This is a genomic window from Pseudarthrobacter sp. MM222 (genome assembly GCF_947090775.1).
GTDB lineage: Bacteria > Actinomycetota > Actinomycetes > Actinomycetales > Micrococcaceae > Arthrobacter.
Map to the genome: position 1 here is coordinate 2,415,240 of NZ_OX352321.1, position 25,746 is coordinate 2,440,985.

Below are 25,746 nucleotides of genomic sequence, written 5' to 3' on the forward strand. Positions count from 1 at the left end.
CCCGAGGCTCCGCGTCAGACTTCAGGTCTTGAAACTCCGGCGCGTTAGGCTCCGACGCGGACGAAGGTTACGCCGCCCGTGGCAGTCAGCCAGGAGAGCGGGTGCGCCATAGTTGCGTTAATGCCGTTCATTCCGCCGCTGACGGCCTGTCCGTTGCCCGCGTAAATGGCTACGTGGCCGGACTGAACGATGATGTCGCCCGGCTGGGGAGTCGCAACAACCTTGCCGTACTTCAGGAAAGCGGCCGGGCCGATGTTGCCAACCGGGATGCCGGCTGCTCCGAGGGCCTTTTCAACCATCGCGGTGCAGTCCTGGGTGATCCCGACCTGGCCGTAGGCGGCCGAAAGCAGGGTGGCGTTTGCGCCGCCGGCTGCCGGAGCAGCTGCGGGGGCGGGGGCAGCGGCGGGGGCGGCCGCCTGGACCGTGACTGTTGCCTTCGGGGCGGCAGCAACCTGCGGGGCGATGGCAGGCACAGCCGCAACGGGCTTGGGCTGTTCGACGACGGGCGCCGGGGTGGACACCACGGCCGGACGCTCGAACTTGACCTGAACGGTGGAATCCGCACTGACCGGAGCTGAGAGCTGGTCCTTGACGTCGATGGACGCCGGTGCGGAGTCGCGCTTGATGGGGGCTTCAGCCGCATTTGCCGCCATGGCGCTGCTAAGTACCAGGCCGGACGCGGCGGCAATCACTGCGGCCTGGCGGCCGATGGTGCCTGCGTTGCCCGCAAAAGCGGAGGAAATTGCCGAAAGTCGGCTGGTGGAACCGGCGCTGCGATGGCGCGCGAAAGTGTTGCTTGAAGTCATGGTTGTAGCCTCTCCCAATGCCTGCGAGGTGAGCTGTCGGATTCGGATGGGAGGCACCCGGCCGCAGAGTAGCCCGCGTGGCGGGCCGTGCGGCTTCACCCCAAGACCGGCATATCCGCCGGTCAAAAAGTGGTTTCCCCGTCTCTGCCGGACGTCGATGCGATTTGTCCCCGGGCCGCGGCAGAGTTAGGCAATCGGCAGGGGAGCGCCCGTATCGGAGACAACAGGCACCTATCAAAGGTAACGGGATGATTACGAAAAGTCACATCGAGGTAACGGGCGGAGTCCGGCCCCGGTCCACAGTCGTCCATGGGGATCACGGGCGCCGACATAGGATTAAGCCATCAGCATTCCTTGAAGCGGAGGCTCGAAAAATGACCAGCCACTGTGTTGCCATCTGCCAGCTGAGCGACCAGCCTCAGGAGGATTTTGACGTCAACACAGAGTTGCTGATCCTCGAGGGCGGCACCGTCCGCATCTCCACGTGGGACGCCGAGCCCCGCGACGGAGGTTTCGACGTCCAGATGCTGAACGACCGCACCGATGCCCTCGGTTTCATGGTTGTCAGCGACTGGCAGTTTTTGGACGGCAAGGCGTACGCGGTGGTGGAACGACGGACCAGCGCTAAGGCATAGCGGACTTCCATCACGTCGCGTCGGCCGTGAACTCCAGCTCCGGTCGATGTACGGCAACGTCCGCCAGCACGACGGCGACCGCCTCCCGGACGGGGTCGGTCCCGGCGTCGGGGTCCGAGGGGTGGGCAAGCGCCAGCTTGGCATGGCGGACAAACGCGGGCCAGTCTCCCCCGCCAGCCCGGAGCGCACGGAGCGGCGACAGCAGGGCGGCGCGGCGCAGCCAGATGTCCGGTTCCCGTGCCCAGCGGTCGAGCACACTGTCTGCCCGAACCCTGCCCGGCAGGTCCAACCCCGAAACCAGCGGACCGACGACGTCGACGGCCAAGGGATCGGACAGCTCGCGCCTTTGCGCAGTTCTTAGGAAGCCTTCAATCCGGGTCAGATCCGCGTTATCCAGCAGCCTGACCTTGGACTGAAGAAGCACAACAGCCGACAACCGTCGCTCGAAGACCGGTACCGACCACAGTTCGGAACTCAGCGAAGTAATGTCGTCATGCGTCAGGTCCCGGTGGCGGCGCAAGGCGTCGCGGACCGTTCCGCGCACCGCGCCGACCGAAGCGCCGTAATACCCGAGTCCGCTCCCCCAGCGCGATTGCAGGTCCTCGGCCCGAAGCCATGACCCCTCGCGTTGAAGCGATGCATCAATAAGGTCGCCGGCGTCGCTCATGCGTCCATTCTTTCGCATTCGTCTTCCGCATTAGTGCTTGTTCGTTTCGGCTGCTGCGGACGGGGTTGGCGGCATCTACCAGTGATTGCCGGCGGCCCTCCTTGTTGGGCGGCCGGGGCAGTCCCGCCCTCTTTGTTGTCCGTCTCTTATTGATGCTCCTATTGGTGTCAATGCTGGCGGTCACCGCCGCGGCTGAGTCGGTGCCGGGTGGTCTTTTCCGAGGATGCCGGGATCGGGGCAACGCCGACCAGGGCCGCGAATTTGGATTCCGTGCTGATCCATTCGGGGTTTGTCGCCCACCGTAGCGGTGGAACATGAAGGGCACGCCGGCCGGGTGGGCAGACCAGACAGTAATGGGACTTCTCGAACAGGCTCCTATGAGGTCATGTGCACCTGGCCGCCGCGTTTACTGCAGCTGTGCTGCGGCAGACAGATCATTTTGAAGAGAAACCCCTCGCAGGGCGCCAGTCGTAGGCCGAGTCACACCGCAACACAACCAATTTCATCATTACTGTCAGACCCCCGTAGAAGACTTGGTTCATGGACGCAAATCGGGAACCCGAAGTGCATCGGTCAGGAGAGTGCATCGCCAACGACGGCGGTGCTGCCGGCCCGTGCGATGGCCTCTGCGGCGGCTGCGGGCTCACCGAAGTGACGGTCGCGGACCTCGTCCGGTTCGTGGCCGGCCTCCCTGCCCCGGACAGCCCCGCCGCCCTTATCGACGAAACACGCGAACTGGAGGACCTGAAGTCCGCCCTGGCCGCCCGCCGGGCCCGGAATGCTGTCGCCTTCGACCTAGCCCAGCGCCGCGCCCAGCGGGCCGCCGGCGTCCCCGTCGCCGAGCTCGGAACCGGGGTAGCGGCGCAGATCGCGCTCGCCCGGCGCGAGTCCCCCGCGAAGGGTGGGCGGCTGCTGGGGCTGGCGAAGGCCCTGGTGACCGAAATGCCGCACACCCTCGCCGCGCTGGAGACCGGCCAGCTCAACGAATGGCGCGCCACCCTCCTGGTGCGCGAGACAGCGTGCCTGCCCGCCGCGGACCGGGCCGCCGTCGACGAGGAACTCGCCGCCGACACAGGCACCTTCACCGGCGCCGGGGACCGCACGATCGTGGCCGCGGCCCGGGCCGCGGCGTACCGCCGGGACCCGCGGTCCGTCACCCAGCGGGCAGCGCATGCCGCCGCCGACCGGCATGTCAGCCTCCGCCCCGCGCCGGACACCATGACCTATCTGACCGCGCTGCTGCCGGTCGCCGAAGGCGTCGCGGCCTACACCGCCCTGTCCCGGCACGCCGACACCGCCCGCGCCGCCGGGGATTCCCGTAGCCGCGGACAGCTGATGGCCGACGCCCTGGCCGAACGCACCACCGGCAAGGCAGGCGGGATCAGCGGCATCGAAATCCAGCTCGTTCTGACCGACCGCACCCTCTTCCAGGGCGACTCCGAACCCGCACGGCTTCCCGGCTACGGCATCGTCCCCGCCGGCTGGGCCCGCGAACTGATCAAGGGTGGTGGCTCAGGTTCGGGCAGCCCCCAGCACCAGCCCAAGCCTGCCCGCCGGCTCGAGTCCCGGCGCGGAAGGCGGTTGTGGCACCGACGGGGTCCCCGGCACCAGCAACCGCGACCTCCAGACCTGGCTGCGGCGGCTCTACACCGCCCCAGGCACCGGGGACCTGGTCGCGATGGACTCCCGCGCCTGGCTCTTCCCCACCGGGCTCCGCCGCTTCCTACAGGCTCGGGACGACACCTGCCGCATCCCCTACTGCGACGCCCCGATCCGCCATATGGACCACATCATCCCCTGGCAGCACGGCGGAGCCACCACTACGGCCAACGGCGCCGGGCTCTGCGAAGCCTGCAACCACATCAAAGAAACCCCCGGCTGGACCAGCCGGCCACTCCCCGGACGCACCGGCACCCACGAACCCAGAGAGAGCCCAAGCCAGAGACACCGCCTCGAGCTCACCACCCCCACCGGACACAGCTATCACTCCACCGCGCCACCCTTGCCGGGGGAAGCGATACCCAACTTTCAAGTCGGTCGGCGGGGGCTAAGACACGCCGCCAAGATAGCCAGACAAGCCCGCGCTCATCGGCTGCAGGCGGCGTAGCGGCCTCGGTTGAGGCCGGCGGCATTAGGCGTTGGAGCGGGTCGGAAAGGCCGGTGCCGGCGGCGTGGACACACCGCTTTCCCCTGCATGCCGGCGCGGCGCCCCGGCCTCGTTGCCTAGGCGCGCGGTGGGCAGAGCAGAGGAACGGCGGTTTGCGGGCGAAGGTCACGGTCAGGTAACGTTGCGGCTGGCCCTGAGGGGCCGGCCCGCACGCAGGGCCCCGGAGGTCCGCATATGCGGGCACCGCTGCGCCGATCGGCGCCTGCTCGCTCCCGCCTAGTGCAGGGGGCCGAACGAAGCTTCGAGCACTCGTCATCGCCTCAGTGGAGGCTGCCGTTTGCGTCAGTCCTAAGCCCGAAGGGTTCTCTTGTTTAAGAAAATAGCCATCACGCTCACGATGGGCGCACTGTCCCTGACCGGGTGCAGCATCGCTCCCACTTCCGAGGGGAACGCGCCGCCAGCGAGTGCCAGCGAATCGGCAGCGCCGGCAAAGTCGGCATCTGCAGCGGTAAAGACCGCGAAAGCAACCCCGGCCCCGACGCAGACCACTCCGGCCACCGACTCGGACGAAGCCCCGGCAACCGACGCGCCGGACGAGACTGATATTGATGCTGGCGCTGACGCTGATGCGACTGCTACTGTTCCGGACTCTGCGCCTGCCGAAGTGCCGGCAGCCGCAGCCCAGGCCGTGCCGGCAGCCGCAGTGCCGGCTGTCGCAGCTTCTGCCGCAAAGGCTCCGAGCGCCGCAGCACCCGTTGTCGCAGCGCCAGCCGTAAAGGCACCCCCCGCAGCAGCCCCGGCAGCGTCAGGCGCATCGGCACCCGCCGCAGCGCCCGCCGCCCCCGCTCCGGCAAAGCCCGCCACCCCGGCGCCTGCCGCCCCGGCACCAGCACCCGCGCCAGTTGTACCAGCAGTATCAACGGGCAGCGGCTCCGAGGCAGCCACCAACTTCAACTGGGGCCCGGTCCTGACCGGCGACGAGTTCTCCAATACCGGCGCACCGGACTCCACCAAGTGGAGTGTCTTCAAGGGTCCCGGACACCACAGCCAGGGCATCCGCAGCGCGGAAGCCTGGTCGGTCGCCAATGGCGTGGCCACGGTCAAGGGTGACTCCGCCGGCACCACCGGCGGCATGTCCGCTAAGTTTGCGCAGCAGAAGTACGGCCGCTGGGAAACCCGCATGAAGACCAACGACCGCGACCCCGAGTACCACCCGGTCCTGATCCTCTGGCCCAATGACAATTCGTCGGCCAACTGTGCCGAAATCGATTACGCCGAAGGCAGCACGGAAACTTCCATGATGAAGTTCTTCCTGCACTACGAGTGCGGCGGCAAGGATTTCCAGACGTACGCCACCAAGCCGATCGACAGCACCCAGTGGCACAACTACGCCGTGGAGTGGACCCCGGACGGCATCACCGGGTACGTCGACGGTGTGAAGACCTTCAGCGACACCAACCCGGCGCACCAGCCCACTGTGGGCATGCACCAGACGCTGCAGCTCGACTGGTTCCCTGACGGTTCCGCCACGAAGGCTTCCGAGATGCAGGTCGACTGGGTCCGCGTCTACAAGTAAAGAACCACCGCCTGTCTGCAGGCAGCTATTGCTATTGACGGTTCGGACGGCCCCGCATGCCTCGGCGTGCGGGGCCGTTCCAGGTTAACCGCAATGGTCGGCGCCGCAACGGGGTGAGACACTCGGTTCCATGCGCGAACTGGTCATTCTCGGCACCGCCTCACAGGTCCCGACCCGTACAAGGAACCAGAACGGCTATCTGCTGCTCTGGGACGGCGAGGGCATGCTCTTTGATCCGGGCGAAGGCACCCAGCGGCAGATGATCCATGCCGGCGTGTCGGCGTCCCAGATCACGCGCATCTGCCTCACGCATGTCCACGGCGATCACTGCTTCGGGTTGCCCGGCGTCCTGTCCCGCTTGGCCCTCGACGGTGTGACGCACCCGATCCATCTGCACTATCCCGCCTCCGGGGACGACGTGGTCCGCGCGCTCGTGTCGCTCTCCTCCCCAGGCCCCGACGTGCGGCTGCACCCACACGGAAGTGCCGGTCTGGTGGCGCCGGGACTTGAGGTCCTTCCCCTACGGCACCGAATCGAGACGTACGGCTATCGACTCGCTGAGCCCGACGGCCGCACCCTTTTGCCTAAACGGCTGGCTGCCGCGGGGCTTGCAGGGCCGGACATCGGCCGTCTGCAGCGCGAAGGGAGGCTGAACGGCGTCCGGCTGGAGGACGTGAGCGTCCCGCGGCCGGGCCAGAGTTTCGCCTTCGTCATGGATACCGCGCCCTGTCCCGGCGCCGAGGAGCTCGCCCACGGGGTCGACCTGCTCGTCGCCGAATCCACATTCAGTGACGACGACGCCGACCTCGCGTCGCAGTATCGCCACCTCACCGCCGGACAGGCCGGCCACCTTGCATCCGACGGCGGCGTGGGCAGCCTGGTCCTCAGCCACTTCTCCTCACGCTACGCCGACGCCGCCCCACTCGCCGGGCAAGCGCGGGCCCGCGCGGGAAACGCCACCGTGGTGGCAGCAAACGACCTTGACCGGTTCGCGTTCCCCAAGCGCCGGGCTTCCTCAATAGATGAAAATGTCAATCCAGGCACGGTTGTGGGCATGAATCAGGACCAGGAAGAGGACGAAGTCGAAGAGCAGGTGGACGCTCACGATGTAGGACAGGGATTTCGTTCGCGTGAATATGAACGCCTGGAGGAGCGCAAACGGGAAGATGAACAACGGCGCCCAGGCGTGGAACCCCAATTCCCACAAAAAAGAGGTGAATAGGACAGCCTGCAGGACGTTCGCCTGGCCCACGGGTAAATGGCGGCGCAGGAGCGCGAATGCTGTGCAGATAAAAAACAGCTCGTCCCAAATGCCCAGGACATTGGTCCCCAGGAAAAGGCGCGCGATTCCTTCCGGATCCGAAACGGCCGGCCAATTGCGGTAGACACCGGTGTTGACCATGTAGGCCGGAAGCACCGCATACCCCATGATTACCACGGCGGGCAGGTACCACCTTTCGGCCCGCGTCCATGCCTTCCCGGTCAGCACCGGAAACCTGACGGCATAATCCTTGAAGACAAAGCGCGAGACAGCGTAGGGAATCCCGACAGCCAGGATCATGGCGGATCCCATGACCGCCATGTGCTCCGTGCTGATATCGGTCGTGATCGGAACCAGGCTCATTGCCATGAGTCCGACGGCGATGAGGGCCAGATCCCGCAGCAGCGCCGCGTCGATCCAAGCTGCCAGCAGGAGTGCCAGTGCCAGGAGGCCAAAGCCACCAACCCTGTTTTCCAGAACAAACAGGACAAATCCGGAGAACGACACGAGCACGGAGGGAAGCAGCTGACGGGAGAGCCCGTGCCGGGATCCGGACCGCCCGGGCAGCTTGCCGCTCGCATTTCGGGGCTGCCGACCATGCCCGCGCGGACTCCGTCTACGCAATTGAAGCCTGTGCTCCACGCGACCCCCAGCTCCTTCATCCGGTCCGTGACGCTGCCAGTATGGTCGCCGATCCGGCGCCCGGCAAGCCCGGTTGATCAGTACTTCCTGGCAATGAAGTAGGTGTTGAACGGATCCGAGTCGATTTCCTTTGGGTCAACGTTCGCGAAGCCGGCGTCGGCGAGCATCGACAACGCGAGCTGTTCGCCCCAGGCCGTTCCCAGCCCGTCGCCGTCGAGCCCGAGCGAAACGCTCATGCAGTGGAAAGTCGAGATGGCATACAGGTAGCTACCCCAGGGGATTTCGATGTTGTCCTCCACCTTGCTGGAGGCCTTAATGTCCACCATCAGGAAAGTTCCGCCGGGTCGCAGCGCCCGGTGCACATTGCGCAGTACCGCGGCCGGATGTGCCTGGTCGTGGATGGCGTCGAAGGCGGTGACGGCGTCGAAGCAGGCCTCGAGATCCAGGGCGGCAACGTCAACTACCTCGAAGCCCGCGTTCGCCAGCCCCAAACGTCCGGCCTCGGCACGGGCCGCACGAACGGCCCCCTCGGAGAAGTCGTAGCCGGTGAAGCGGCTGGCAGGGAAGGCCTGAGCCATCAGGTTGATCGCGTGGCCGCTGCCGCAGCCGACGTCAGCTACGTCGATCCCTGCCTTCAGCCGCCCGGGCAGCTCCGGTGCCAGTGGAAGGATCACGTCCAGCAAGGCCGCGTCGTGCACCGCGGCGCTGGTCTCAGCCATGTTCCGGTGGAAGCGGGGGTAGTCTGCGTAGGACAGCCCGCTACCGTGCCGGAACCGCTCGATGATCTTCTGCTCCACGTCACCCATCATCGAAATGTGCTGCATCAGGATGGCCACGTTGTCCGGTCCGGCGGCGCTCGTCAGCACCGCCGCATGCTCGCGCGGCAGCCAGTACGTCCCGGTGGCCGGGTCATAGCGGGTCACGCGCGCCGCCGTCATGCCACCCAGCCATTCGCGCACATAGCGCTCGTCCAGGTGGCCGGCGTCCGCGATCTGCTGGCTGGTCGCGGCCGGCAGCGCCGCCAGCGTCTCGAACAGGCCGGTCTGGTGACCGACGCTGGTCAGCAGCGCGATCGCCGCGTCGTTGAGAATGCCCACGAAGCGCCCCGCAAAGGCCTGGGCGGCCTCGGTGTCAATCCCCGCCAGCGATGTTTCTTGGTCGACAGTCATTGTTCTTCCTCCGGTTGCTACGGGCTTTCTCCGCCCGATTGGTTTCACTGTAGGAATGACCGCGTGGGGCCGGCATCGGGCGAATGATGCGTTGTCTCCCAGCTGCCATGGGGCGAATGATGCAGGCGGTGGCCGGGTTGCTCATTGCAGGCAGTGGCCGGGTTGCTGGATGCGGCCATTATCGGCGCGGCTGCAGACCGTGTTCGTGGGCCCAGGCCGCCGCCGCCGTGCGCGAGGAGACCCCGATCTTGGCGAAGATATTGGCCAGGTGCCTGCCGACCGTCTTCTGGCTGATGAAGAGCGCCGCGGCGGTCTCCTTGTTGCTGGCTCCCCCGGCGGTTAAGGCGAGCACGTCCGCCTCCCGCTCCGTCAGCCCTCCGGGCAGGCGGCCGCCGTCGAGCCGCTGTATATCCGGCAGGGCGCCGAGTTCACGGTAGATGGCCAGCGCTGCGGCCGAATCGGCGGCGGCGACATTGGGTTGACCCAGCCCCCGGTGAGCCTGGGCGAACTGTTCGTAGACTCTGGCCAGTTCGTAGCGGGCGTGCAGACCGCGGTACTCGTGGGCGGAGGCCTGCAGCACGGGCAGGGCATCGGCGTGCCGCGACCCGGCGATCAGCACGGCGGCACGGGCCTGGCCGGCCCAGGCGCGGAAGCCCGCGGTGGCGAATACGACGGCGGTTTCCTCCAGTTGGGCGCACAGCCGCTCGGCCTCGTCCCGGTGACCGAGGGCGAGGGCAATTTCGACGCCGGATCCCAGCAGCCGTGCGCACGCCAGCCGGTCCCGCCCGGCCATGGCGGCACACAAACCGGCCCAGGCGGCGTCGCTCTTCCCGGCGGCATGCTGGAGCAGGGACTCGCCCGGCTGCGGGTCGGTTCCGAGGTCGCGGGCGCGGGCATAGGCTTCCTGGGCACCACTGCTGTCCCCACGCAGCCGACGGATCTCGCCCAGTTGATAGAAGGCCTCACCCGCAACCCAGTTGTTCCGACCCACGAGCTCTGCCCCGCCCTGCTCGATGGCGTGTTCCGCCGCCTCCCAGCCACCTTCGATGCTCAGCAACTGCAGCCGGTGGATGCGGCAGATTCCCGAGTACACCACCTCGCCGGGAAACTGTTCGCACCACTGCTCCGTGGCTTGGGTCCAGGCCCGCATCCGGTGCAGGTCGGCCAGCTCATGGCACGCATGGATCACGGTGCAGTATATTTCGCCGGCCCATTCAGGCGGCAGCTGACCGGCGAGCACAGGCAGCATTGCTTCATCCAGCTGGGCAAAGCCGGACGCGGTGCCGCCGTTGCGCAAGTCAGCCAGGCCGGCAAGAACCAAGCCGAATGAAGTGAGCGCCGGGGCGCGAAGGCGCCGGCCCAGGTCCTGCAGCTTCACCGCCGTCTCCCGGGCCGGTCCGGCGTCGGATCTTCCCAGTGCGAGGGCCGCGTCGATGTAGAGCAGATAGCCGTGCTCCGGGCCATCGGGAAGTTCCTGCAAAAGCCGCCGGGCGCGGTTTACCCAACCGGATGCGATGACCAGGTCCCCGCGGATGAACCAGAGCAGCCCGAGATTCAGGGCCTTCATGGCGGCTCCGGGGGCATCGTCGTCGTCCTGGAAGCGGTTGTACACTGCCTCCGAAATCCCTAACGATTCCTTGACCCGTCCGAGCCACCACGCCGCGCCGGCCAGAAGATCCAAATCCCCGGTGGCCAGCTCCGAGAGTGTCCGTGCCTGCAGAAACTGCCGGTGGGCGGCGTGCCAGTCCCCGCGGGCGTGTGCCGTCCGCGCCGTGGCCAGCAATTCGTCCAACTCGTCCATCCGGGGCTCCACCTCAACGGTAGCGCCGCCCGCCGGATACTGCACTTGCTAGAACGGGTTCAGCAGCCGGTCCACGAACTGGCGTGTGCGTTCCTCCCGCGGGTCGCGCAGTACGGTATCCGGGTGGCCGCGTTCGACGACGACGCCCCCGTCCATGAAGATGACTTCATCGGCGACCTGGCGGGCGAAGGCGAGCTCGTGCGTGACGACCACCATGGTCCAGCCTTCGTCGGCGAGTTCCTTGATGACGGTCAGGACGTCGCCCACCAACTCCGGGTCCAGCGCCGACGTCGGCTCATCAAAAAGCAGCAGCTGCGGGCGCAGGGCAAGCGCCCGCACGATGCCGACGCGTTGCTGTTGCCCCCCGGAGAGCTCGAACGGATAGCTGTTCTCCTTGTCTTCCAGGCCAACGCGGGCCAACAATTCCCGGGCTTCTGCGATGGCGTCGGCTTTGGGGCGCTTCTGGACCTGGACCGGGCCTTCAATGATGTTCTCCAGGACGGTCTTGTGCGGGAAAAGATTGTAGTGCTGGAAGACCATGGCGCTCCGGTCCCGCATGGCATTCACCTGCTTCTTCGACACGGGTGCGGTGAAGTCGACGGTGAGTTCGCCCGCGAAGGAAACGATGCCGGCGTCGGGCACCTCAAGTCCATTGAGGCACCGCAGGACCGTCGTTTTACCCGAGCCGGACGGTCCGATCAGGGTGACGACTTCGCCGCGGCGGACGTCCACGTCGATCGATTTCAGGACCTCATGTCGACCGAACGCCTTGCGCAGCCCCCGGACCGTCAGGATGGCGGCCGCGTCCGGGGCGGTGGGCTCAATGGGCGACATAGCGGTCCAATCTCTTTTCCAGGGCTGACTGTCCGCCGGACAGGAACAGGCAGATGATCCAGTAGATGACTGCGGCCTCCAGGTACAGCAGCATGAATTCCTGGCTGAAGGCGGCCACCTGCTGCGCCTGGCGGAACAGCTCGGTCACGAGGATCAGGGAAGCCAACGAGGTGTCCTTCACCAGGCTGATGAACGTGTTGGACAGGGGCGGGACCGAGACGCGGGCGGCCTGCGGCAGGATGATCCGTACCAGCGACTGCCGGCGGGACATGCCGATGGTGTGTCCGGCCTCCCACTGCCCCTTGGGAACCGAGAGGATGGCCGCGCGGATCACTTCCGCCGCGTACCCGCCCACGTTGAGCGAGAAGGCAATGATCGCGCTGGGCCAGGGGCTGATGGTTAGCCCGACCGAAGGCAGCCCGTAGAAAATGACGAACAGTTGGACCAGGAGCGGTGTGCCGCGGATAACCGATATATACATCCGGGCGACATCGGCGAACACCGGATTGCGGCTGAGCCGCATCAGTGCCACCAGCAGGGCCAGCAACAGGCCCAGACCGAACGAGGCAAGCGCCAAGGGGATGGTGCCGGTGACCGCCCCCACGAGAATGGGCCCCAGCGACCCCCAGACGAGATCCCAGTTGATATTCATGCTCTGACGCAGAGTCCGCCGACGGCTTCCGCCCGGCTACTTCGTGACGTCCGCGTCAAAGTATTTCTGCGAAATTTTCGTCAGCGTACCGTCGGTCTGCAGCTCGCCGAGGGCCTTGTTGACCGCCTCCGCGAGGCCTGTTGACCCCTTTCGGAAGGCGAAGGCGCTCAGCGACTTGTCCGTGGTTTCCGCCGCGATCTTAATATCGCTATCTTTGGCGGTCTTTTGGTAGTCCAGGTACGTCAGCTTGTCGTTGATGGTTGCGTCCACGCGGCCCTGCTTGAGCAGCGTGATCGCCTGCGCCCATCCCTCCACGGCCTCGACGGTGGCGCCGCTTTCCTGCGCCAGCTTGTACCAGTTGCTGGTCAGCGACTGGGCTGTGGTCTTGCCCTTGAGACTCTCGAACGAGTTGGTGCTGGTGTTGTCGGCCTTGGTCACCACGACGCCCGTGCTCACGGTGTACGGGGTTGAGAACTCGTATTTTGCCTTGCGTTCATCGGTAATGGAGACCTGGTTGGCGACGACGTCGAACCTCCGGGCCTCCAGGCCGGCGAAGATGGCGTCGAACTGCGTTTCCTGGAACGCCGGCTTGACGCCGAGCTTGCCGGCGACGGCGGTGATGATCTCGACGTCGTATCCGGTCAGTTCGCCGCTGCCGTCGGCGTGGAACGAAAAGGGTTTGTACGTTCCTTCGGTGCCGACCTTGAGCGTTCCTGCGCTCTGGACGTCGCTCAGGGAAGTGTCGGCGCCGCCCGCCGGCGCCGAGCTGGCCGGCGTCGTCGACCCCGACCCGCACCCGGCCAGGGCCAGTGCTGCGGCGGCCATGAGACCGATGGCGGAAAGTCGTGTGCGATTCATATTGATCCTTAATCCTGGTGCCGGCAGGGCTCGCCGGCTGCACTGCCCGCAGGCCGTCCACTACCGACGATAGCAACAACTACCCCCGGGGAGTACCCGTCGGAATCCTTCTTATTTTGATCTACTCAAAATAACTGTTAGCGTTTTAGTCAGGCGGGCAACGGCAGGGATGAAGCCGGACAATCAAGCCCCGACCAACCGCGCGGCCGCATTGGTGGGCACAGCGCGGGTCTGCCCCAGGCGGCCGCATTGCCTGCACGCACCACCAACGCGCTGAGTGCCGGGTGGCTATATCCAACACCGCCTGTTGTCGTCACTAGCGAAGTTGCCTTCAACGTGTTCGCCGCCCGGGCGCCGTTAGCCGTGCCGGTTGCCCGGTACACCGGACCGCCGCTCCAAGCGCCGTGCCGCCGCAGATCAACCACCCATTTAGCTATCCGTTGTACCTAGGAGCAGATCATGACTTTGCAAGCCGAACGAAATACCGCACGCCCCACCACCCACAAGCAGAAGTCCGTCCGCCCGGCTCCGCGGGGAGGGAATTACGTGACAACCAGCACCATAGCCGCCGATTCGCACACGGAAGGCGGCTACGTAACGACGTCCAGTGGAGTCCCGGAGAATCGCAACCGCGCCCAGGGGCACTACGTCACGGTCGCCAACCGGCACGGGGACGACACCGCCGGGACCTACACGCGAGCCAGCTAAGGCATTAGCGCGGACCGCGGCCGCGTTACTGCTGGTACGTAATGTATGCCTCGTACTGCACCCGCCACTTCTCGGGAGCCTGGGGGTCAGGCACAGAGGTGGTGAGGAACTGCACGCTTGTCACCTGGCCCTTCAGGTACTCCAGCCATTGCGTAACCTCCCCCGAGACATCCCTGTCGAGCTGGGCGACGTGGTGAACCTTCATAGCCATGAGGGCCTCCTTGCTTGGTGGGGAGACTTTACTCCCGACCAACGAGGCACTTCTACCCCTTGCCGCGCCAGCGATCCGCGAAATGGAAAGTAAGCTTACGATGTAAGGGACAGCGCTGCACGGAAAGGACAAGGCCATGACTGAAAAAAACGACAGCGACAACGGTTTTATAGTTCCGGATCCCTCAAAACTCCGCGAGGACGTTCCAGGTGACGCCGGCGATGAAGCGAATGTGATCCGCTTCAGTGAAGAACAGGCGTTGATCGAGGAACAGGCCCACGGCATCCGGCCGGACACTTACAGCGTCCCGTCCGGCGGTCCCACCATGGAGGAGGCACGGGGGAACATGGACCTGGCTCCTGACGACGCGGGCACGTCACCGTCCAGCGACAGCAGCGACGACGGCCTCCACGGCGGCGCTGAGCAGTAGGGCGGCGCTGAGCAGTAGTTCGGCAACAAAAATTACGCGGGCTTCCCGTGTCAACGGCCCCGCACGCGTACGCGTGCGGGGCCGTTCCGGCGGGCGCCCGCCCGGGACGCCGTCGTACATCACTGACAGCTGGCCTCGGTGTGTGTCTGCCGGATTTGCGTTCCCACGATGACGAATCGAACATTGATCATGCATGAGATTGTTGAGAGGACACCGTCGTCCTTGATCACCTGCCGCAGTTGAAACAGGGCAGGTTCACCGCTTTTCACCAGCGCATTAAATTGCTGCGTACTATCCGACCAAGCGGTCACGAGGCCGTTCTTGATGGGCCCTGCGTAGACGGTAGTACTGGTTGTGACGGCGGATTGTGTGATGGTCTTACCACCGGGGGTATCGGTTTGGCTGAACCGTCCCGACTGGCTGATACAGACGAGATGATCATACGGAGCTGCAACGTAGTGGCACACTTCGGCGAACACGAAGTGTTGCGGAGGAGCAGCTGCCGCGGGGGTGGCCGACAGGGACAGCACGGCACTTGAAGCCAGTAAGGACACGCCTGCCCGGAATTTCGGGTTTCTAGGTTTCTTCACGAGATTCTCCGAGGAATCACCGGCTGCAAGGCCGAACTATGGAAGGAAAGGCGCTCCGTTTTCTGCGCCAGAACGAGTGCGATTCCAGCCTCCGCAATCGATGCAATATTGGGGATTTCAGTCTATGCCTGGCGGCCACATCCTCAAGGGCCAGCGGAAGCTTATATACCCCATGCTGCTGGTAGGGTCTGCGCATGGATGAAAATTTGGGGAAGTTCATCGACAATTTTGCCGAGCTGGTGCAGCTTGCGCAGTCCGGGCAGCATCGGGTGCAGTCGGGAATCCAACTGCTGAGAACCCTGACGGACCATCTGGCGGTTCCGGCGGAATCACTGTCCGTCGTGGTGGAAGAAATTCCGCCGCACCGCTTCGTCGACGCCGACATCCTGATGGCAGAGCTCGCGGCCGAGGACACGGATTTCCGGCTGCTCGGTGTTGGCGGCGGGGACCAGCGCCACCATCAGTCGCTCAGCGACATGCTGCAGCAATCCCAGTTTTTCCCCCAGTTCCCGATTTCCCAACCGGACTTCACCAATCTGGCGGTCGGCCCGGACGAACAGCGGCAGGCGGTGGCCCTGGGGCTGTGGCTGTTCAGCCACGCAGGAGGCCCGGTCGCGGTGCTGCAGCGCGACGCCAACCCGCGCTATGGGCGGCAGTCGGCCTCGCTTGAAGTGTTGGCCGGCGATACCGGCCACGCCGCCGGCTTCCTGTCGGAATTCCGTCGACGGATGCAGCACCGCAGTGTCCTCAAGGGCCAGGTCATCTCGCTTGTCATGGGCGAGTATGGCCCGAGCGCGGCCGGTGTGACCTTCCATGCCCGCCCTGCCCTCTCCGCCTCCGATGTCATCCTGCCGGAGGGCCTGCTACAGAAGGTGTCGGACCACGCCGTCGGCATTGCCCGGCACCGGGACTCCCTCAACCACTACGGACAACATCTCAAGCGGGGAATCCTGCTGTACGGCAAACCGGGGACCGGCAAGACCCACACAGTGAGGTATTTGTTGAGCCAGAGCGAGGGCGCCACCGCAATTCTGCTGTCCGGAGGATCGCTGGCCCGGATTTCAGAGGCTGCCACGATGGCCAGGGCCTTGCAACCCTCCATCGTGGTACTCGAGGACTGCGATCTCATCGCGGAGGACCGCAGTTTCGGGCATGGCCCCCAGCCGCTGCTGTTCGAGGTGTTGGACGCCATGGATGGCCTGGACAACGACGCCGATGTTGCATTCGTTCTCACCACCAACCGGGTAGACATGCTCGAACGCGCCTTGGCGCAGCGGCCCGGGCGCGTGGATCTCGCCGTGGATATTCCCCTTCCGGCCCTGGCGGAGCGGGTGGGGCTGGTCGAGCTCTACGCCCGTGGGATTCCGTTCAGCGCCGAAGCGGTGCACGACGCGGCCGCGCGGACCGAGGGGACAACGGCTTCGTTCGCACGTGAGCTTGTTCGCCGGGCCGTCGTCGCGGCTGCCCTGGATGGCACGCCGGTCGGGGATAGTCATCTCGCCCAGGCGGTGGAGGGCTTGATGGCCGACGGCGAAGCGCTGACCCGGAGCCTTCTCGGCAGCGCTACCGGCGGGGAAGGAGATGGCGGTGGCGTTGGCGGTCCCTTCCCGGGGGCGCCGGGCTTCGCGGGGCCATTCCCTGGTGGACCGGAATTTGGCGGGCCGGCCGCCTTCCATCCCGGGAGCTAGCCAGCACCGTCCCCGGGCGTGGGACGCATCCGCGTCAGTCCCAGCCCAAGGCGGGGCGCAGGTCGCGGGAAATCGCTGCAAGCAGCCGGACATTGAAGTCCACGCCGAGCTGGTTGGGGACGGTGACGAGCAACGTGTCTGCCGCGGCTACGGCCGCGTCGCGGGCCAGCTCCTGCACGAGCTGTTCGGGCTCACCGATGTAGCTGCGCCCGAAGTGGGCCAGCCCGCCGTGGAGGTACCCCACCTGGTCCCGGGCATCGGCCTGGGCACGCAATCCGAAGTAGCGGCGGGAGTCGTCATCGATCAGCGGAACAATACTTCGCGATACGGACACCCGCGGAGTTTGCCGGTGGCCTGCGTCTGCCCGGGCCGCCCGGTAGCCGGCAATCTGCTCGGCCTGCTGCTGGTCGAAGGGAATCCCGGTATCCTCCGTCAGCAATGTCGACGACATGAGGTTCATGCCCTCCTGCCCGGCCCACCGGGCGCTGGCACGATTGCCGGCACCCCACCAGATTCGTTCGGGAAGAGAAGGTGACAGCGGCTGCACCGGCACCGGCCCGGTGCGCCCGCTGGCTTGTGGATTGGCACGGGCAATGCCTGCGCCGGAGATGGCGTTCCGGAAGAGCGCGGTGTGCCGGCGGGCCATGTCGGCGTCGGACTCGCCCTCTGCCGGGAAGTGCCCGAAATTCCGGTAGCCGGCCACCACGGACTCGGGTGAGCCACGGCTCACCCCCAGCTGCAGACGGCCTGCGCTGATGAGGTCGACGGGGGCGGCCTCCTCAGCCATGTAGAGCGGGTTCTCGTACCGCATGTCGATGACGCCGGTGCCAACCTCAATCCGGGAGGTGCGGGCGGCAATCGCGGCGAGCAGGGGAAACGGCGAGGCCTGCTGCTCGGCGAAGTGATGGACGCGGAAGTACGCTCCGTCGATGCCGACTTCCTCCGCGGCCACGGCCAACTCGATGCCCTGCAGGAGGGAGTCCCGGGCGGAACGTACGAGTGAACCTTCGACGTCGCGCCAGTGGCCGAAGGAGAGAAACCCGATCCGCTTCATGAATACTCCACTTCTCAAGATTGGGAGCGGTCTGGCTCCGGGTAAGGGGGTTTCTTCAGTTTGTATCCGAGAACGGCCGCCGCCGCCCAGCGCGCCTCCGCCCCGGCCTCCGTTTCACCCATCGAACGCTACCCCGTTCCGTAGCCGCATTCCGAGCCATAATAGACGTGTGCCCGCTGTCTGCCCATCAGTGGCCAATCGGCGTATTCTGAACACACGTTTTCGAGCGTGATGGCTGGACAAAAGATGGCGCGGAACAACCGGATAGGATCTCGCTTGGTCGCGGCCCTGAGGAGGGTCCTACTACTGCTGACTGTCAGCGCGCTCTGCGGGGTTCTGGCCGCCAGCCTGGTGGTCCCCGGTGTCGCTGCAGCCGGAGTCGCTGTCCGAAACTCGATCATATTCTTCAACAATCTTCCCTCTGAGCTGATAGTGGATACGCCGGCACAGTCAACCAAAGTGTTGAGCGCAGACGGCAAACCGATCGCCACCTTCTACGCGGAGAACCGCTTGAAGGTCGGGTTGGACCAGATGTCGCCGTACATCAAAGATGCGATCGTGGCCATTGAGGACAGCCGCTTCTACGAGCACGCCGGCGTGGACCCGCAGGGCATTCTCCGGGCCCTGACGTCCAACCTGACCAGCGGTGACAGGCAAGGTGCATCCACGCTGACCCAGCAGTACGTCACCAACGTGATCAACGAGTCCCTGCTGTCGGCCGACAAGGGGAATCAGGTCATTCTCAGCGGGCAGAAGAGCGTCGGCGACAAAGTGCGGGAGGTGAAGCTCGCCATCGAACTGGAGAAGAAGTTCACTAAGGACCAGATCCTCGAGGGCTACCTCAACATCGTGTTCTTCAACCGTGACGCCTACGGAATCGAGGCCGCGTCGCGCTACTTTTTCAGCACCACCGCCAAGGACCTCACACTTCCCCAGTCGGCTCTCCTCGCCGGACTGGTGAACAGTCCCAGCTTCTACGATCCCGCCGTCAATCCGGAAAACTCCCTCCAGCGGCGCAATCAGGTCCTGGACAGCATGCTCGCCCAGAACAAGATCAGCCAGGCGGAACATGACGCCGCCGTCGCCACGGGCGTGGACCTCAAGATCACCCCGGGGAAGCAGGGCTGCGCCGCCGCCGAAATCGCACCGTACTTCTGCGACTACGTTTCCCACCTCATCCTCAACAACCCGGCCTTTGGCGTCAGCCCGGCCGACCGCGAGAAGAGGCTGTACCGCGGCGGCCTGACCATCACCACCACACTGGACAGCCGACTGCAGGCGGCGGCGCAGGCGCAGGTCGACGCCACCGCGGGGGCCAACCCGGACAGGTGGGGTGCGTCCCTGGTTTCGGTGGTGCCCGGAACCGGCAAGATCGTGGCGATGGCACAAAACACTGTGTTCCTCCCGGCACCGGGAAAATTCGACACCCAGCTGAACTTCAACGTCGATTCCAAGGACGCCAAGGGCAATGACCTGAATGGCGCCGGCGGGTTCCAGCCCGGATCCACCATGAAACCGTTCACGTTCGCGGAATGGCTCAATGAGGGCAAGTCACTGAAGGCCATGGTGGACGCCTCCCGGCGGACATACCCGCTCGATTTCCCGTGGAAGTCCAGTTGCGGCAAGGTCCTCGGCGCCTACAGCACGGCGCAGAAGAATGCGGGCCTCGGCGCCGCAGATGACCTGCAGAACAACGACGAGGGGTACTACCGCCCCATGGCGGTCGATTACGGGCTCTACAACTCCATCAACACCGCAACCTTCGCTGAGGCCGCGCAACTTGATTTTTGCGGCATCCAGAAAATGGTGGACGCCGTGGGGCTCCACAGCGGTGTGGATAACGCCCCGGTGAACATGCACCAGCTCGGCAACCTCCTGGGTGCCATTGGCGTGGCGCCGCTCCACTTGGCCAACGCGTTTGCCACGTTCGCCAATGACGGCAAGTACTGCGCGCCGATCGCTCTGGTGGAAGTGACCGATGCAGCGGGACGCAAGCTTCCGGCGGAGGCCCCGAACTGCCGGGACGCCGTCAAACCCGAGGTCGCGCGCGGTGTGAATCTCGTGCTTCAGGACGTGCTGAAACGGGGATCCGGCGTCTACATCAATCCGAAGGTCCAGAGCGTAGTCCCGGTGGCCGCTAAGACCGGGACGTCCAACAACAACGGGGCCACCTGGGTGGTCGGCTACACCTCAGGCCTCGCCACGGCGTCCTTCTTCGGCGACACCCTCGAAGGTCAGAAACGGCCCGGCCAAAACGTCACCATCAACGGCAATTTCTACAAGGCCATTGACGGATACATGCTGGCCGGCCCGCAGTGGGCGAACTATATGCAGCAGGTTGTCGGGCTCTACGCGGTTGCTGCTTTTCCGCCGCCGCCCGAAGCCATGACCAAGCCCTGATCCGCCAGCCGGGCGGGGGGCCGGGCGGGCCCGGCGCTTAGTTGTCCTTGCCGACGTTTTGAGTGCCGACCGGTTGACCCTGCCCGGTGTTGGTCCTCCTGTTGATCAACCAGGTGATAAACCACAGCAGGACGCCGATCGCCATCAGCCCGCCCGCGATCTGGTATTGGATGACATTGCGGCCCACCCAGGGACCGGCGAGGAAGGCACAGAGCAGGGCCGCCACGAGGGGCAACTGCCCGGGGGAAGTGAAGAACACCTTGCGGTTGGGGTCCCGCTTGCGGCGGAGGATCAGGCAGGCCACGTTCACCACGGTGAACACGCACAGCAGCAAAAACGCCGTCGTGCCGGAGAGGTTGGCTACGACGTTGCTCTTCGGATCGCTGGTGACGTACAGAATCAGCCCCAGCGCCAGGATGGTGGAGAAGACGATGCCTGCCCACGGCGTCCGGCGCCCCGGCAGCACCTTTCCCAGCGGCCGGGGAAGGACGTCTTGGCGCGCCATGCCGTAGATCAGGCGGCTCGCCATCAGCATGTTGATCAATGCGGTATTGGCAACGGCGAAGACCGCAAGGAACGGGAAGATCCTGTCGATGGGGAAGTCCGGGGAGCCCTTGTGCACCACCTCCAGGAGGGCAGCGCCTTCTGCCTGCCTAATGCTCTCCAGCTCAGTGGGCGACAGCACGCTGACCACGGAGACGGCCACCAGCATGTAGAGGAGCACCGCGATGCCCAGGCCGGTGAGCATGGACCGCGGGAAAATCCGCTCGGGGTGCTGCGTCTCCTCGACCATGTTCACCGAGTCCTCGAAGCCCACCATGGCAAAGAAGGCGATGGACGTCGCCGCGGTGACGGCCAGGAACAGGCCTTTGTCCTGGTAGTCGTTGAAGACGAATATTTCTCCTGCATTCCCCGTGCCCTGGGTCATGACGTAAAAGCCGACGCCGATCACGATGCACAGCGCGGTCATCTCCACGAGGGTGAGCACCACGTTGAACTTAACGCTCTCGCCCACCCCGCGCAGGTTGATCGCGGCCAGCAGGAGCATGAACCCCATCGCCACGGCGGTGATCACGCCCTTATCGGGGAGGTCCATCCAGCCGTTGATCTCCAGGCCACCGAAGAAGTTCTGGGCAAGGACGTTCGCGGAGGTGGACGCGCTGGTGATGCCGGAGCAGACCACGGCAAATGCCACGAGGAAGGTCACGAAGTGTATGCCGAACGCCTTGTGCGCGTAGAGCGCCGCTCCCGCTGCCTGGGGGTACTGCGTGACCAACTCCAGGTAGGAGAATGCGGTCAGCGTCGCCACGATGAAGGCAAGCAGGAACGGAAGCCAGACGATGCCCCCGACCGTGCCGGCCATGGTTCCGGTGACGGCATAGACTCCTGCGCCGAGGATGTCACCGACGATAAACAGGAGCAGGAGCTTGGGCCCGAGTACCCGTTTGAGTTCGTGTTCGTCGCCTTCCGGCGTTGCGTCGAACACTTCTTCAGAAGCCTTACTCATGATGACCTCCACAGCGCGTACATCTACCCTGAGGAACCGCTGCCGGAAGCCGGCCACGGCATGACCTACTTCACTTTGGCCCCGCCGGATCACTTTGGCAACAACCTGCGGCGTTCGACTGCTTCCGGATGCGGCTCTCGCGTCGGGCAACGAGTTCGTTAATGGCTCTGACTCGCTTCAGGAAGTCGGCGCCGGCCTCACCCTCGTCCTCATGGAATCTTTCGTACCTCGGACGACCCTGCTCATCCGTCAGATAGACTCGCCAACCTGCACCTTGCGTAAGGATGCCGGCTTCCTCGATTCCCATATCACGGTCCTCATGCCAATTGAAGCGGCCGAGGTTTTCGGCCACCAAGACATTCAGGACATTGACATCAGCCTCTGAGCTTAGGCGTTCCGCGCGCAGGGCAAAATAGCGATTCGTTGCTCGCACCTTCTCCAAGAAATCGGCAAGGGCCTCTCGCTCGTCTCCGTGGACCTTTTCATATTGTTCGGCTGCCCTCTCATCCGTCGAATAAACGCGCCATCCGCCAATTTGCAGGACGATTCCCGCCTCGTCGGCGCGGGGACCGCGGTCCTCAAACCAATTAACGCGGCCGAGGTTCTCCGACTCCAGGATTGCCAGGACGTCTTCTTTGCTTATTTCGTTCATTCTCTTCTACTCACTTCCTGCCGAGGTCACCAGTCACAACATACGCATCCCATGATCTTTCCGCTGCCATGGTCGTACCGGGCCGAAGCAGGTACAACTGAGGGATGACGACCTCACCCCTGGCGCTCGGTCCGATGATGCGGTACGTGGACGAGACGTCGGCCAGTATCTGGGTGGAGACCCGGAGCCCAGCGCGGGTCTCGGTCCGTGCCGACGGCAGAGGCTGGGACGCGCGCACATTCGCGGTGCACGGCCATCACTACGCGCTGGTGGAGGTGGACGGACTGGAGCCGGGAACGGTCACGCCCTACACCCTGGAGGTCAACGGATCCAGCGTCTGGCCCGATCCGTCTTCCGGGTTCCCGCCGCCAATGATCACCACGTTGAAGCCCGGCAAGCCGCTGCGGATGGCCTTCGGCTCCTGCCGGACCAGTGTCCCGCACGACGAGTCGGGCAACCGGACCCACGGCATCGACTCGCTACGTGCCTACGCACTCCGAATGGCCTCCGGCAGCGACCAGGCGTGGCCGGATCTGGTGGCTTTCCTCGGGGACCAGGTGTACGCCGACTCGACCAGCGAGCAGATGCAACAGTTCATCCGCGCCCGCCGGAACATCGCCGAACCGCCTGGCGAGGAGCTCAAGGACTACGAGGAATACGCCCACCTCTACTACCTGGCCTGGTCGGACCCGGCCAACAGGTGGCTGCTGTCCACCCTTCCCAGCGCCATGATCTTCGACGACCACGACATCCGCGACGACTGGAACTCCTCGCTGAGCTGGAAGAAGGAAATGGAAGCCACCTCCTGGTGGAGTGAACGGATTGTCGCGGGGCTGGCCTCGTACTGGGTCTACCAGCATCTGGGGAACCTGTCGCCGCAGGAGCGCGTCGAGGATCCTATCTGGCAGCAAATCGCCCGGCACGGTGCCGAGACAGAGCTCGACCTGAGCGCGGAGCTGGACCGCTTCGCCGAACGGGCCGATAAGGACCCGGAATCCTACCGTTGGAGCTTCTGCCGGGATTTCGGGGACACCCGGCTGGTAGTGGTGGATTCCCGCGCCGCCCGGAACCTGCAACCGGAAACCCGCTCCCTGCTCGACGAAGCGGAAATGGCCTGGCTCGACGGCCGGATGCGCGGCGGTTTCCGCCACCTGCTGGTGGCGACGTCGCTGCCATTCCTGCTGCCGATGGGCCTGCACCACGTCGAGGCCTGGGATGAGGCCGTGTCCGAAGGCGCGTGGGGAAAACTGGGCGCCCGAGCCGGCGAGAAACTGCGCCAGGCGTTGGACCTTGAACACTGGGGCGCCTTCCAGAGGAGTTTCCAGAAAGTGGCGGCCATGGCGGCCGACGTCGCCGATGGCAAGCGGGGCGCGGCACCGGACACCGTCACCTTCCTCTCCGGAGACGTACATTTTTCCTACGTTTCGGAGGTGAGGCGCTCCTCGGGCAGCCGGATCGTGCAGGCAGTCTGCTCCCCTATCCGAAACCCGCTGCCCCGGTTGATGAGGTCGTTTTCGGCCATCCTGTCCTATGGCCTGGGCGAAGCGGCAGGTTCCCTGGCCGCCCGCTCCGCGAAGGTCCCGGACCCGCCGTTCCGTTGGTCCGGCGTCAAGGGGCCATGGTTCGACAACAACCTGGCCTGCCTTGAGGTGGCGCCGGAGGGGCTGAAGCTGTGGTGGCAGACGGGGGTCGTGAACGACGGCGACCACCTGCATCCGGGGCTGGAACTGGTCGCCTCCGTCACCGTGGTTCCCCGGAGTGCCGGGGAGCGCGGCGTGAGTTCTGCCTCAGAAGCGCTCTCGGAGGAATAACAGCGGCTTTGGAAGGCTTGTTCCAGACAGCGGGGCCAGGTGGCCACCGCCAGAAAAAAGGACTCCTCTTGCCCACTGCTTTTATCCCGTTCACCCTGCGCGCTACTGCCCGGGAAGGCCACCTCCGGGCCTTCCGGACGGATATTGAACGGCTGACCTCCGACCACCGTGCGCCGCTGTCTACTGTCGGGTCGACGGACACGATGGCGTGCCTCCGCGGCGCGATAGCCAAGGGCGAGCACACCGAGAACGAGGCGAGCCTCGCCAGGTACTTGGAGGACCGGCTGCTCAGGAACGGCATCCACCTCGACATCACGGTCAACCTGGAGCGCTAGCAGCTTCCGCGCGCCAAAAAAGGTACAAGTCCGGCTCTATCCCATCCGGCCCGGAGCCTCTATTCTCTTGCCATGAGAGTCGGGGGCGCAGATGAGCGTGCGAGCCGCACATGAACGCCCGCAGCGCCCCGCCGCCTGACAACTACGACGAATTCCTCTCAAGGCTGGACGTTGCCACCACAAGCCTGGGCACGCGCGCCGCCGCGCTGGATAAGGCGATATCGGCTGTTGCTTTGCTCCTGGGACCCTACGAATCCGCCGTCCGGAAATGGGAACGTCGCCGCGTTCACGTCGGTCATCAGCTGGGCCGTCACTCCGGGACGCCACAGACTTACTCCGCACTGTGCGAGCTCCACGACATGGCGGTGAAGATGGAGTCGATGCTGCGCGACCGTACCGAGCGCGTCGCGGACAAGCTATTGGTCATGCAGGAGCGTCGCGCCGCAATCGACAAGTCGCTGCTGGAGCTGGAGATGAGCAGGGTCAAACTGAATTCTTCCCGGATGCTGTCCCGGGACCGCGAGAAGCTGAACCGGGTCTTTTACGACCTTGCCGGTTCCGCTGGTGCCGTCGATACCATGTCCGACCTGGGCCTGCTCGGGGACCTCAAGGAAGCACGCGAGGCAGTCATCCTGGCTGAAGCGCTGATTGAAGTGAAGGGGCAGTAGAAATGGAAAAGTCGGTGCCGGGTCAGTCCCCGAGGAACTCCGTCACTCTTGTCCGCTGGACGAAGAAGCCCGGTCAGGATCCCGTTGCCAGGCTTGTCCTGTTCAGTATCGTCGGGTTGCTGCTGTGCCTGGTCTTGATGGCCTTTCTGCCCGGTCTCAGGAGTTTCGGTGCTGTTGCGTTGTTCACGGCCTTCTTCGCGGTGATTCTCACGGCTCCCACGGTGTCGAGCCAGAGGGGATTCACGCAGGGGCTCACCAGGCGGGTCAATGAAACGATCGTTGAAGTGACCGGCAGGTCTGGGGACCGACTCTCCGTCAAGCAGTTTCGGGGCTTGGTCAAAAGCGGCGAGCGGCTTTACCTTCCTGTCAGCGGTGTACAAGGATTGAGCCTGCACGTGGAACGGGCCCCGATACTGGAGAAAAATGCGCCGGAAAAGTTTTCTGCGGTCTTCACCGTAATTCCGCCGGACAACGGCACCGCCAGCTTCGACCGGTTGGTTGCCGCGGCAATCGGCCCCGGCCCGGGTTCCTCCACCAGCATCGAGACGTAGCCACGCTATCCACCAAGCGGATCGGCCGCTCTATTTTTCCAGCCGCTCTATGTTTCCAGCCGCTCTATGTTTCCAGCGGCGCCGGAGGCGTCAGGCCGGTGAGGGGCTGCGGCCGTTCGTGGGAGGATTCTGC

General features: G+C 65.1%; 23 protein-coding genes, 3 pseudogenes and 1 riboswitch. Of the genes and pseudogenes, 12 read left to right on the forward strand and 14 right to left on the reverse strand.

The features are described 5' to 3' along the window. Positions 1–44: 44 nt before the first annotated feature. Positions 45–806, reverse strand: coding sequence for a hypothetical protein (locus OM977_RS10945; protein WP_264354002.1), 762 nt, complete (start codon positions 804–806; stop codon positions 45–47). A gap of 8 nt (positions 807–814) precedes the next feature. Next, positions 815–999, reverse strand: a riboswitch (cyclic di-AMP (ydaO/yuaA leader). Positions 1,000–1,180: 181 nt separating this feature from the next. Between OM977_RS10945 and OM977_RS10950 the strand changes: the two genes are divergently transcribed. Continuing rightward, complete coding sequence (locus tag OM977_RS10950) at positions 1,181–1,441, forward strand: hypothetical protein (RefSeq protein ID WP_264354003.1); 261 nt, start codon at positions 1,181–1,183, stop codon at positions 1,439–1,441. A gap of 10 nt (positions 1,442–1,451) precedes the next feature. Here the strand turns inward: OM977_RS10950 and OM977_RS10955 are convergent, their stop codons facing one another. Next, positions 1,452–2,108, reverse strand: a complete 657-nt coding sequence (locus OM977_RS10955) for a DNA alkylation repair protein (protein WP_264354004.1) — start codon at positions 2,106–2,108, stop codon at positions 1,452–1,454. 176 nt (positions 2,109–2,284) lie between these two features. Continuing rightward, positions 2,285–2,365 (reverse strand): annotated as a pseudogene (locus OM977_RS10960) (hypothetical protein); the annotation flags it as partial. A gap of 283 nt (positions 2,366–2,648) precedes the next feature. On the opposite strand from OM977_RS10960, the pseudogene OM977_RS10965 reads away from it, so the two are divergent. From OM977_RS10965 to OM977_RS10975, 3 genes and pseudogenes are all read left to right on the forward strand, one after another. Beyond that, positions 2,649–4,215 (forward strand): annotated as a pseudogene (locus OM977_RS10965) (HNH endonuclease). Positions 4,216–4,582: 367 nt separating this feature from the next. Continuing rightward, positions 4,583–5,791, forward strand: a complete 1,209-nt coding sequence (locus OM977_RS10970) for a glycoside hydrolase family 16 protein (protein WP_264354005.1) — start codon at positions 4,583–4,585, stop codon at positions 5,789–5,791. 130 nt (positions 5,792–5,921) lie between these two features. Then, positions 5,922–6,800, forward strand: a pseudogene (locus tag OM977_RS10975) (ribonuclease Z); the annotation flags it as partial. Between the two features lie 6 nt (positions 6,801–6,806). Here the strand turns inward: OM977_RS10975 and OM977_RS10980 are convergent. The 6 genes from OM977_RS10980 to OM977_RS11005 form a co-directional block, all read right to left on the reverse strand. Continuing rightward, entirely contained in the window at positions 6,807–7,559 is a 753-nt protein-coding gene (locus OM977_RS10980) for a CPBP family intramembrane metalloprotease (protein ID WP_264357386.1), read from the reverse strand. 212 nt (positions 7,560–7,771) lie between these two features. After that, on the reverse strand, positions 7,772–8,863 hold the full coding sequence (locus OM977_RS10985; protein ID WP_264354006.1) for a class I SAM-dependent methyltransferase: 1,092 nt from the start codon (positions 8,861–8,863) through the stop codon (positions 7,772–7,774). Between the two features lie 178 nt (positions 8,864–9,041). Continuing rightward, positions 9,042–10,664 (reverse strand): helix-turn-helix transcriptional regulator, encoded by a 1,623-nt coding sequence (locus OM977_RS10990; protein ID WP_264354007.1) that lies wholly within the window; start codon positions 10,662–10,664, stop codon positions 9,042–9,044. Positions 10,665–10,712: 48 nt separating this feature from the next. Then, positions 10,713–11,498 carry an amino acid ABC transporter ATP-binding protein gene (locus OM977_RS10995; RefSeq protein WP_270102940.1) on the reverse strand — a complete coding sequence of 262 codons (786 nt, stop codon included), beginning with the start codon at positions 11,496–11,498 and terminating at the stop codon, positions 10,713–10,715. After that, positions 11,485–12,150 carry an amino acid ABC transporter permease gene (locus tag OM977_RS11000; RefSeq protein WP_264354008.1) on the reverse strand — a complete coding sequence of 222 codons (666 nt, stop codon included), beginning with the start codon at positions 12,148–12,150 and terminating at the stop codon, positions 11,485–11,487. The genes OM977_RS10995 and OM977_RS11000 overlap by 14 nt, the downstream gene beginning before the upstream one ends. Before the next feature lie 36 nt (positions 12,151–12,186). Beyond that, on the reverse strand, positions 12,187–13,008 hold the full coding sequence (locus OM977_RS11005; RefSeq protein WP_264354009.1) for an amino acid ABC transporter substrate-binding protein: 822 nt from the start codon (positions 13,006–13,008) through the stop codon (positions 12,187–12,189). A 459-nt stretch (positions 13,009–13,467) separates the two neighbouring features. Between OM977_RS11005 and OM977_RS11010 the strand changes: the two genes are divergently transcribed. Further along, positions 13,468–13,716 carry a hypothetical protein gene (locus tag OM977_RS11010; protein ID WP_264354010.1) on the forward strand — a complete coding sequence of 83 codons (249 nt, stop codon included), beginning with the start codon at positions 13,468–13,470 and terminating at the stop codon, positions 13,714–13,716. A 25-nt stretch (positions 13,717–13,741) separates the two neighbouring features. Here the strand turns inward: OM977_RS11010 and OM977_RS11015 are convergent, their stop codons facing one another. Then, positions 13,742–13,927: a hypothetical protein gene (locus OM977_RS11015; protein ID WP_264354011.1), complete on the reverse strand. Its 186-nt coding sequence runs from the start codon at positions 13,925–13,927 to the stop codon at positions 13,742–13,744. A 136-nt stretch (positions 13,928–14,063) separates the two neighbouring features. On the opposite strand from OM977_RS11015, the gene OM977_RS11020 reads away from it, so the two are divergent. After that, a complete protein-coding gene (locus OM977_RS11020) occupies positions 14,064–14,357 on the forward strand; it encodes a hypothetical protein (RefSeq protein ID WP_264354012.1) in 294 nt (97 codons plus the stop codon). A gap of 119 nt (positions 14,358–14,476) precedes the next feature. Here OM977_RS11020 and OM977_RS11025 read toward each other — a convergent pair whose 3' ends face one another. Next, the gene (locus OM977_RS11025; protein WP_264354013.1) at positions 14,477–14,947 is read right to left on the reverse strand and encodes a hypothetical protein; all 471 of its coding nucleotides are present in this window, start codon (positions 14,945–14,947) and stop codon (positions 14,477–14,479) included. Between the two features lie 194 nt (positions 14,948–15,141). Between OM977_RS11025 and OM977_RS11030 the strand changes: the two genes are divergently transcribed. Continuing rightward, a complete protein-coding gene (locus OM977_RS11030; RefSeq protein ID WP_264354014.1) occupies positions 15,142–16,635 on the forward strand; it encodes an AAA family ATPase in 1,494 nt (497 codons plus the stop codon). A gap of 34 nt (positions 16,636–16,669) precedes the next feature. Here the strand turns inward: OM977_RS11030 and OM977_RS11035 are convergent, their stop codons facing one another. After that, a complete protein-coding gene (locus OM977_RS11035) occupies positions 16,670–17,689 on the reverse strand; it encodes an LLM class flavin-dependent oxidoreductase (RefSeq protein ID WP_264354015.1) in 1,020 nt (339 codons plus the stop codon). A 246-nt stretch (positions 17,690–17,935) separates the two neighbouring features. Between OM977_RS11035 and OM977_RS11040 the strand changes: the two genes are divergently transcribed. Next, on the forward strand, positions 17,936–20,089 hold the full coding sequence (locus OM977_RS11040; RefSeq protein ID WP_264354016.1) for a transglycosylase domain-containing protein: 2,154 nt from the start codon (positions 17,936–17,938) through the stop codon (positions 20,087–20,089). A gap of 37 nt (positions 20,090–20,126) precedes the next feature. Here the strand turns inward: OM977_RS11040 and OM977_RS11045 are convergent, their stop codons facing one another. Beyond that, positions 20,127–21,596, reverse strand: coding sequence for an APC family permease (locus OM977_RS11045; RefSeq protein WP_264354017.1), 1,470 nt, complete (start codon positions 21,594–21,596; stop codon positions 20,127–20,129). Positions 21,597–21,666: 70 nt separating this feature from the next. Continuing rightward, positions 21,667–22,248: a hypothetical protein gene (locus OM977_RS11050; protein WP_264354018.1), complete on the reverse strand. Its 582-nt coding sequence runs from the start codon at positions 22,246–22,248 to the stop codon at positions 21,667–21,669. A gap of 104 nt (positions 22,249–22,352) precedes the next feature. Between OM977_RS11050 and OM977_RS11055 the strand changes: the two genes are divergently transcribed. The 4 genes from OM977_RS11055 (at position 22,353) to OM977_RS11070 (ending at position 25,613) form a co-directional block, all read left to right on the forward strand. Then, a complete protein-coding gene (locus OM977_RS11055; RefSeq protein ID WP_264354019.1) occupies positions 22,353–24,059 on the forward strand; it encodes an alkaline phosphatase D family protein in 1,707 nt (568 codons plus the stop codon). Between the two features lie 68 nt (positions 24,060–24,127). Further along, positions 24,128–24,394 carry a hypothetical protein gene (locus OM977_RS11060; RefSeq protein WP_264354020.1) on the forward strand — a complete coding sequence of 89 codons (267 nt, stop codon included), beginning with the start codon at positions 24,128–24,130 and terminating at the stop codon, positions 24,392–24,394. A 110-nt stretch (positions 24,395–24,504) separates the two neighbouring features. Beyond that, a complete protein-coding gene (locus OM977_RS11065) occupies positions 24,505–25,062 on the forward strand; it encodes a hypothetical protein (RefSeq protein ID WP_264354021.1) in 558 nt (185 codons plus the stop codon). A 2-nt stretch (positions 25,063–25,064) separates the two neighbouring features. Beyond that, entirely contained in the window at positions 25,065–25,613 is a 549-nt protein-coding gene (locus tag OM977_RS11070) for a hypothetical protein (RefSeq protein ID WP_264354022.1), read from the forward strand. Positions 25,614–25,746: the final 133 nt, after the last annotated feature.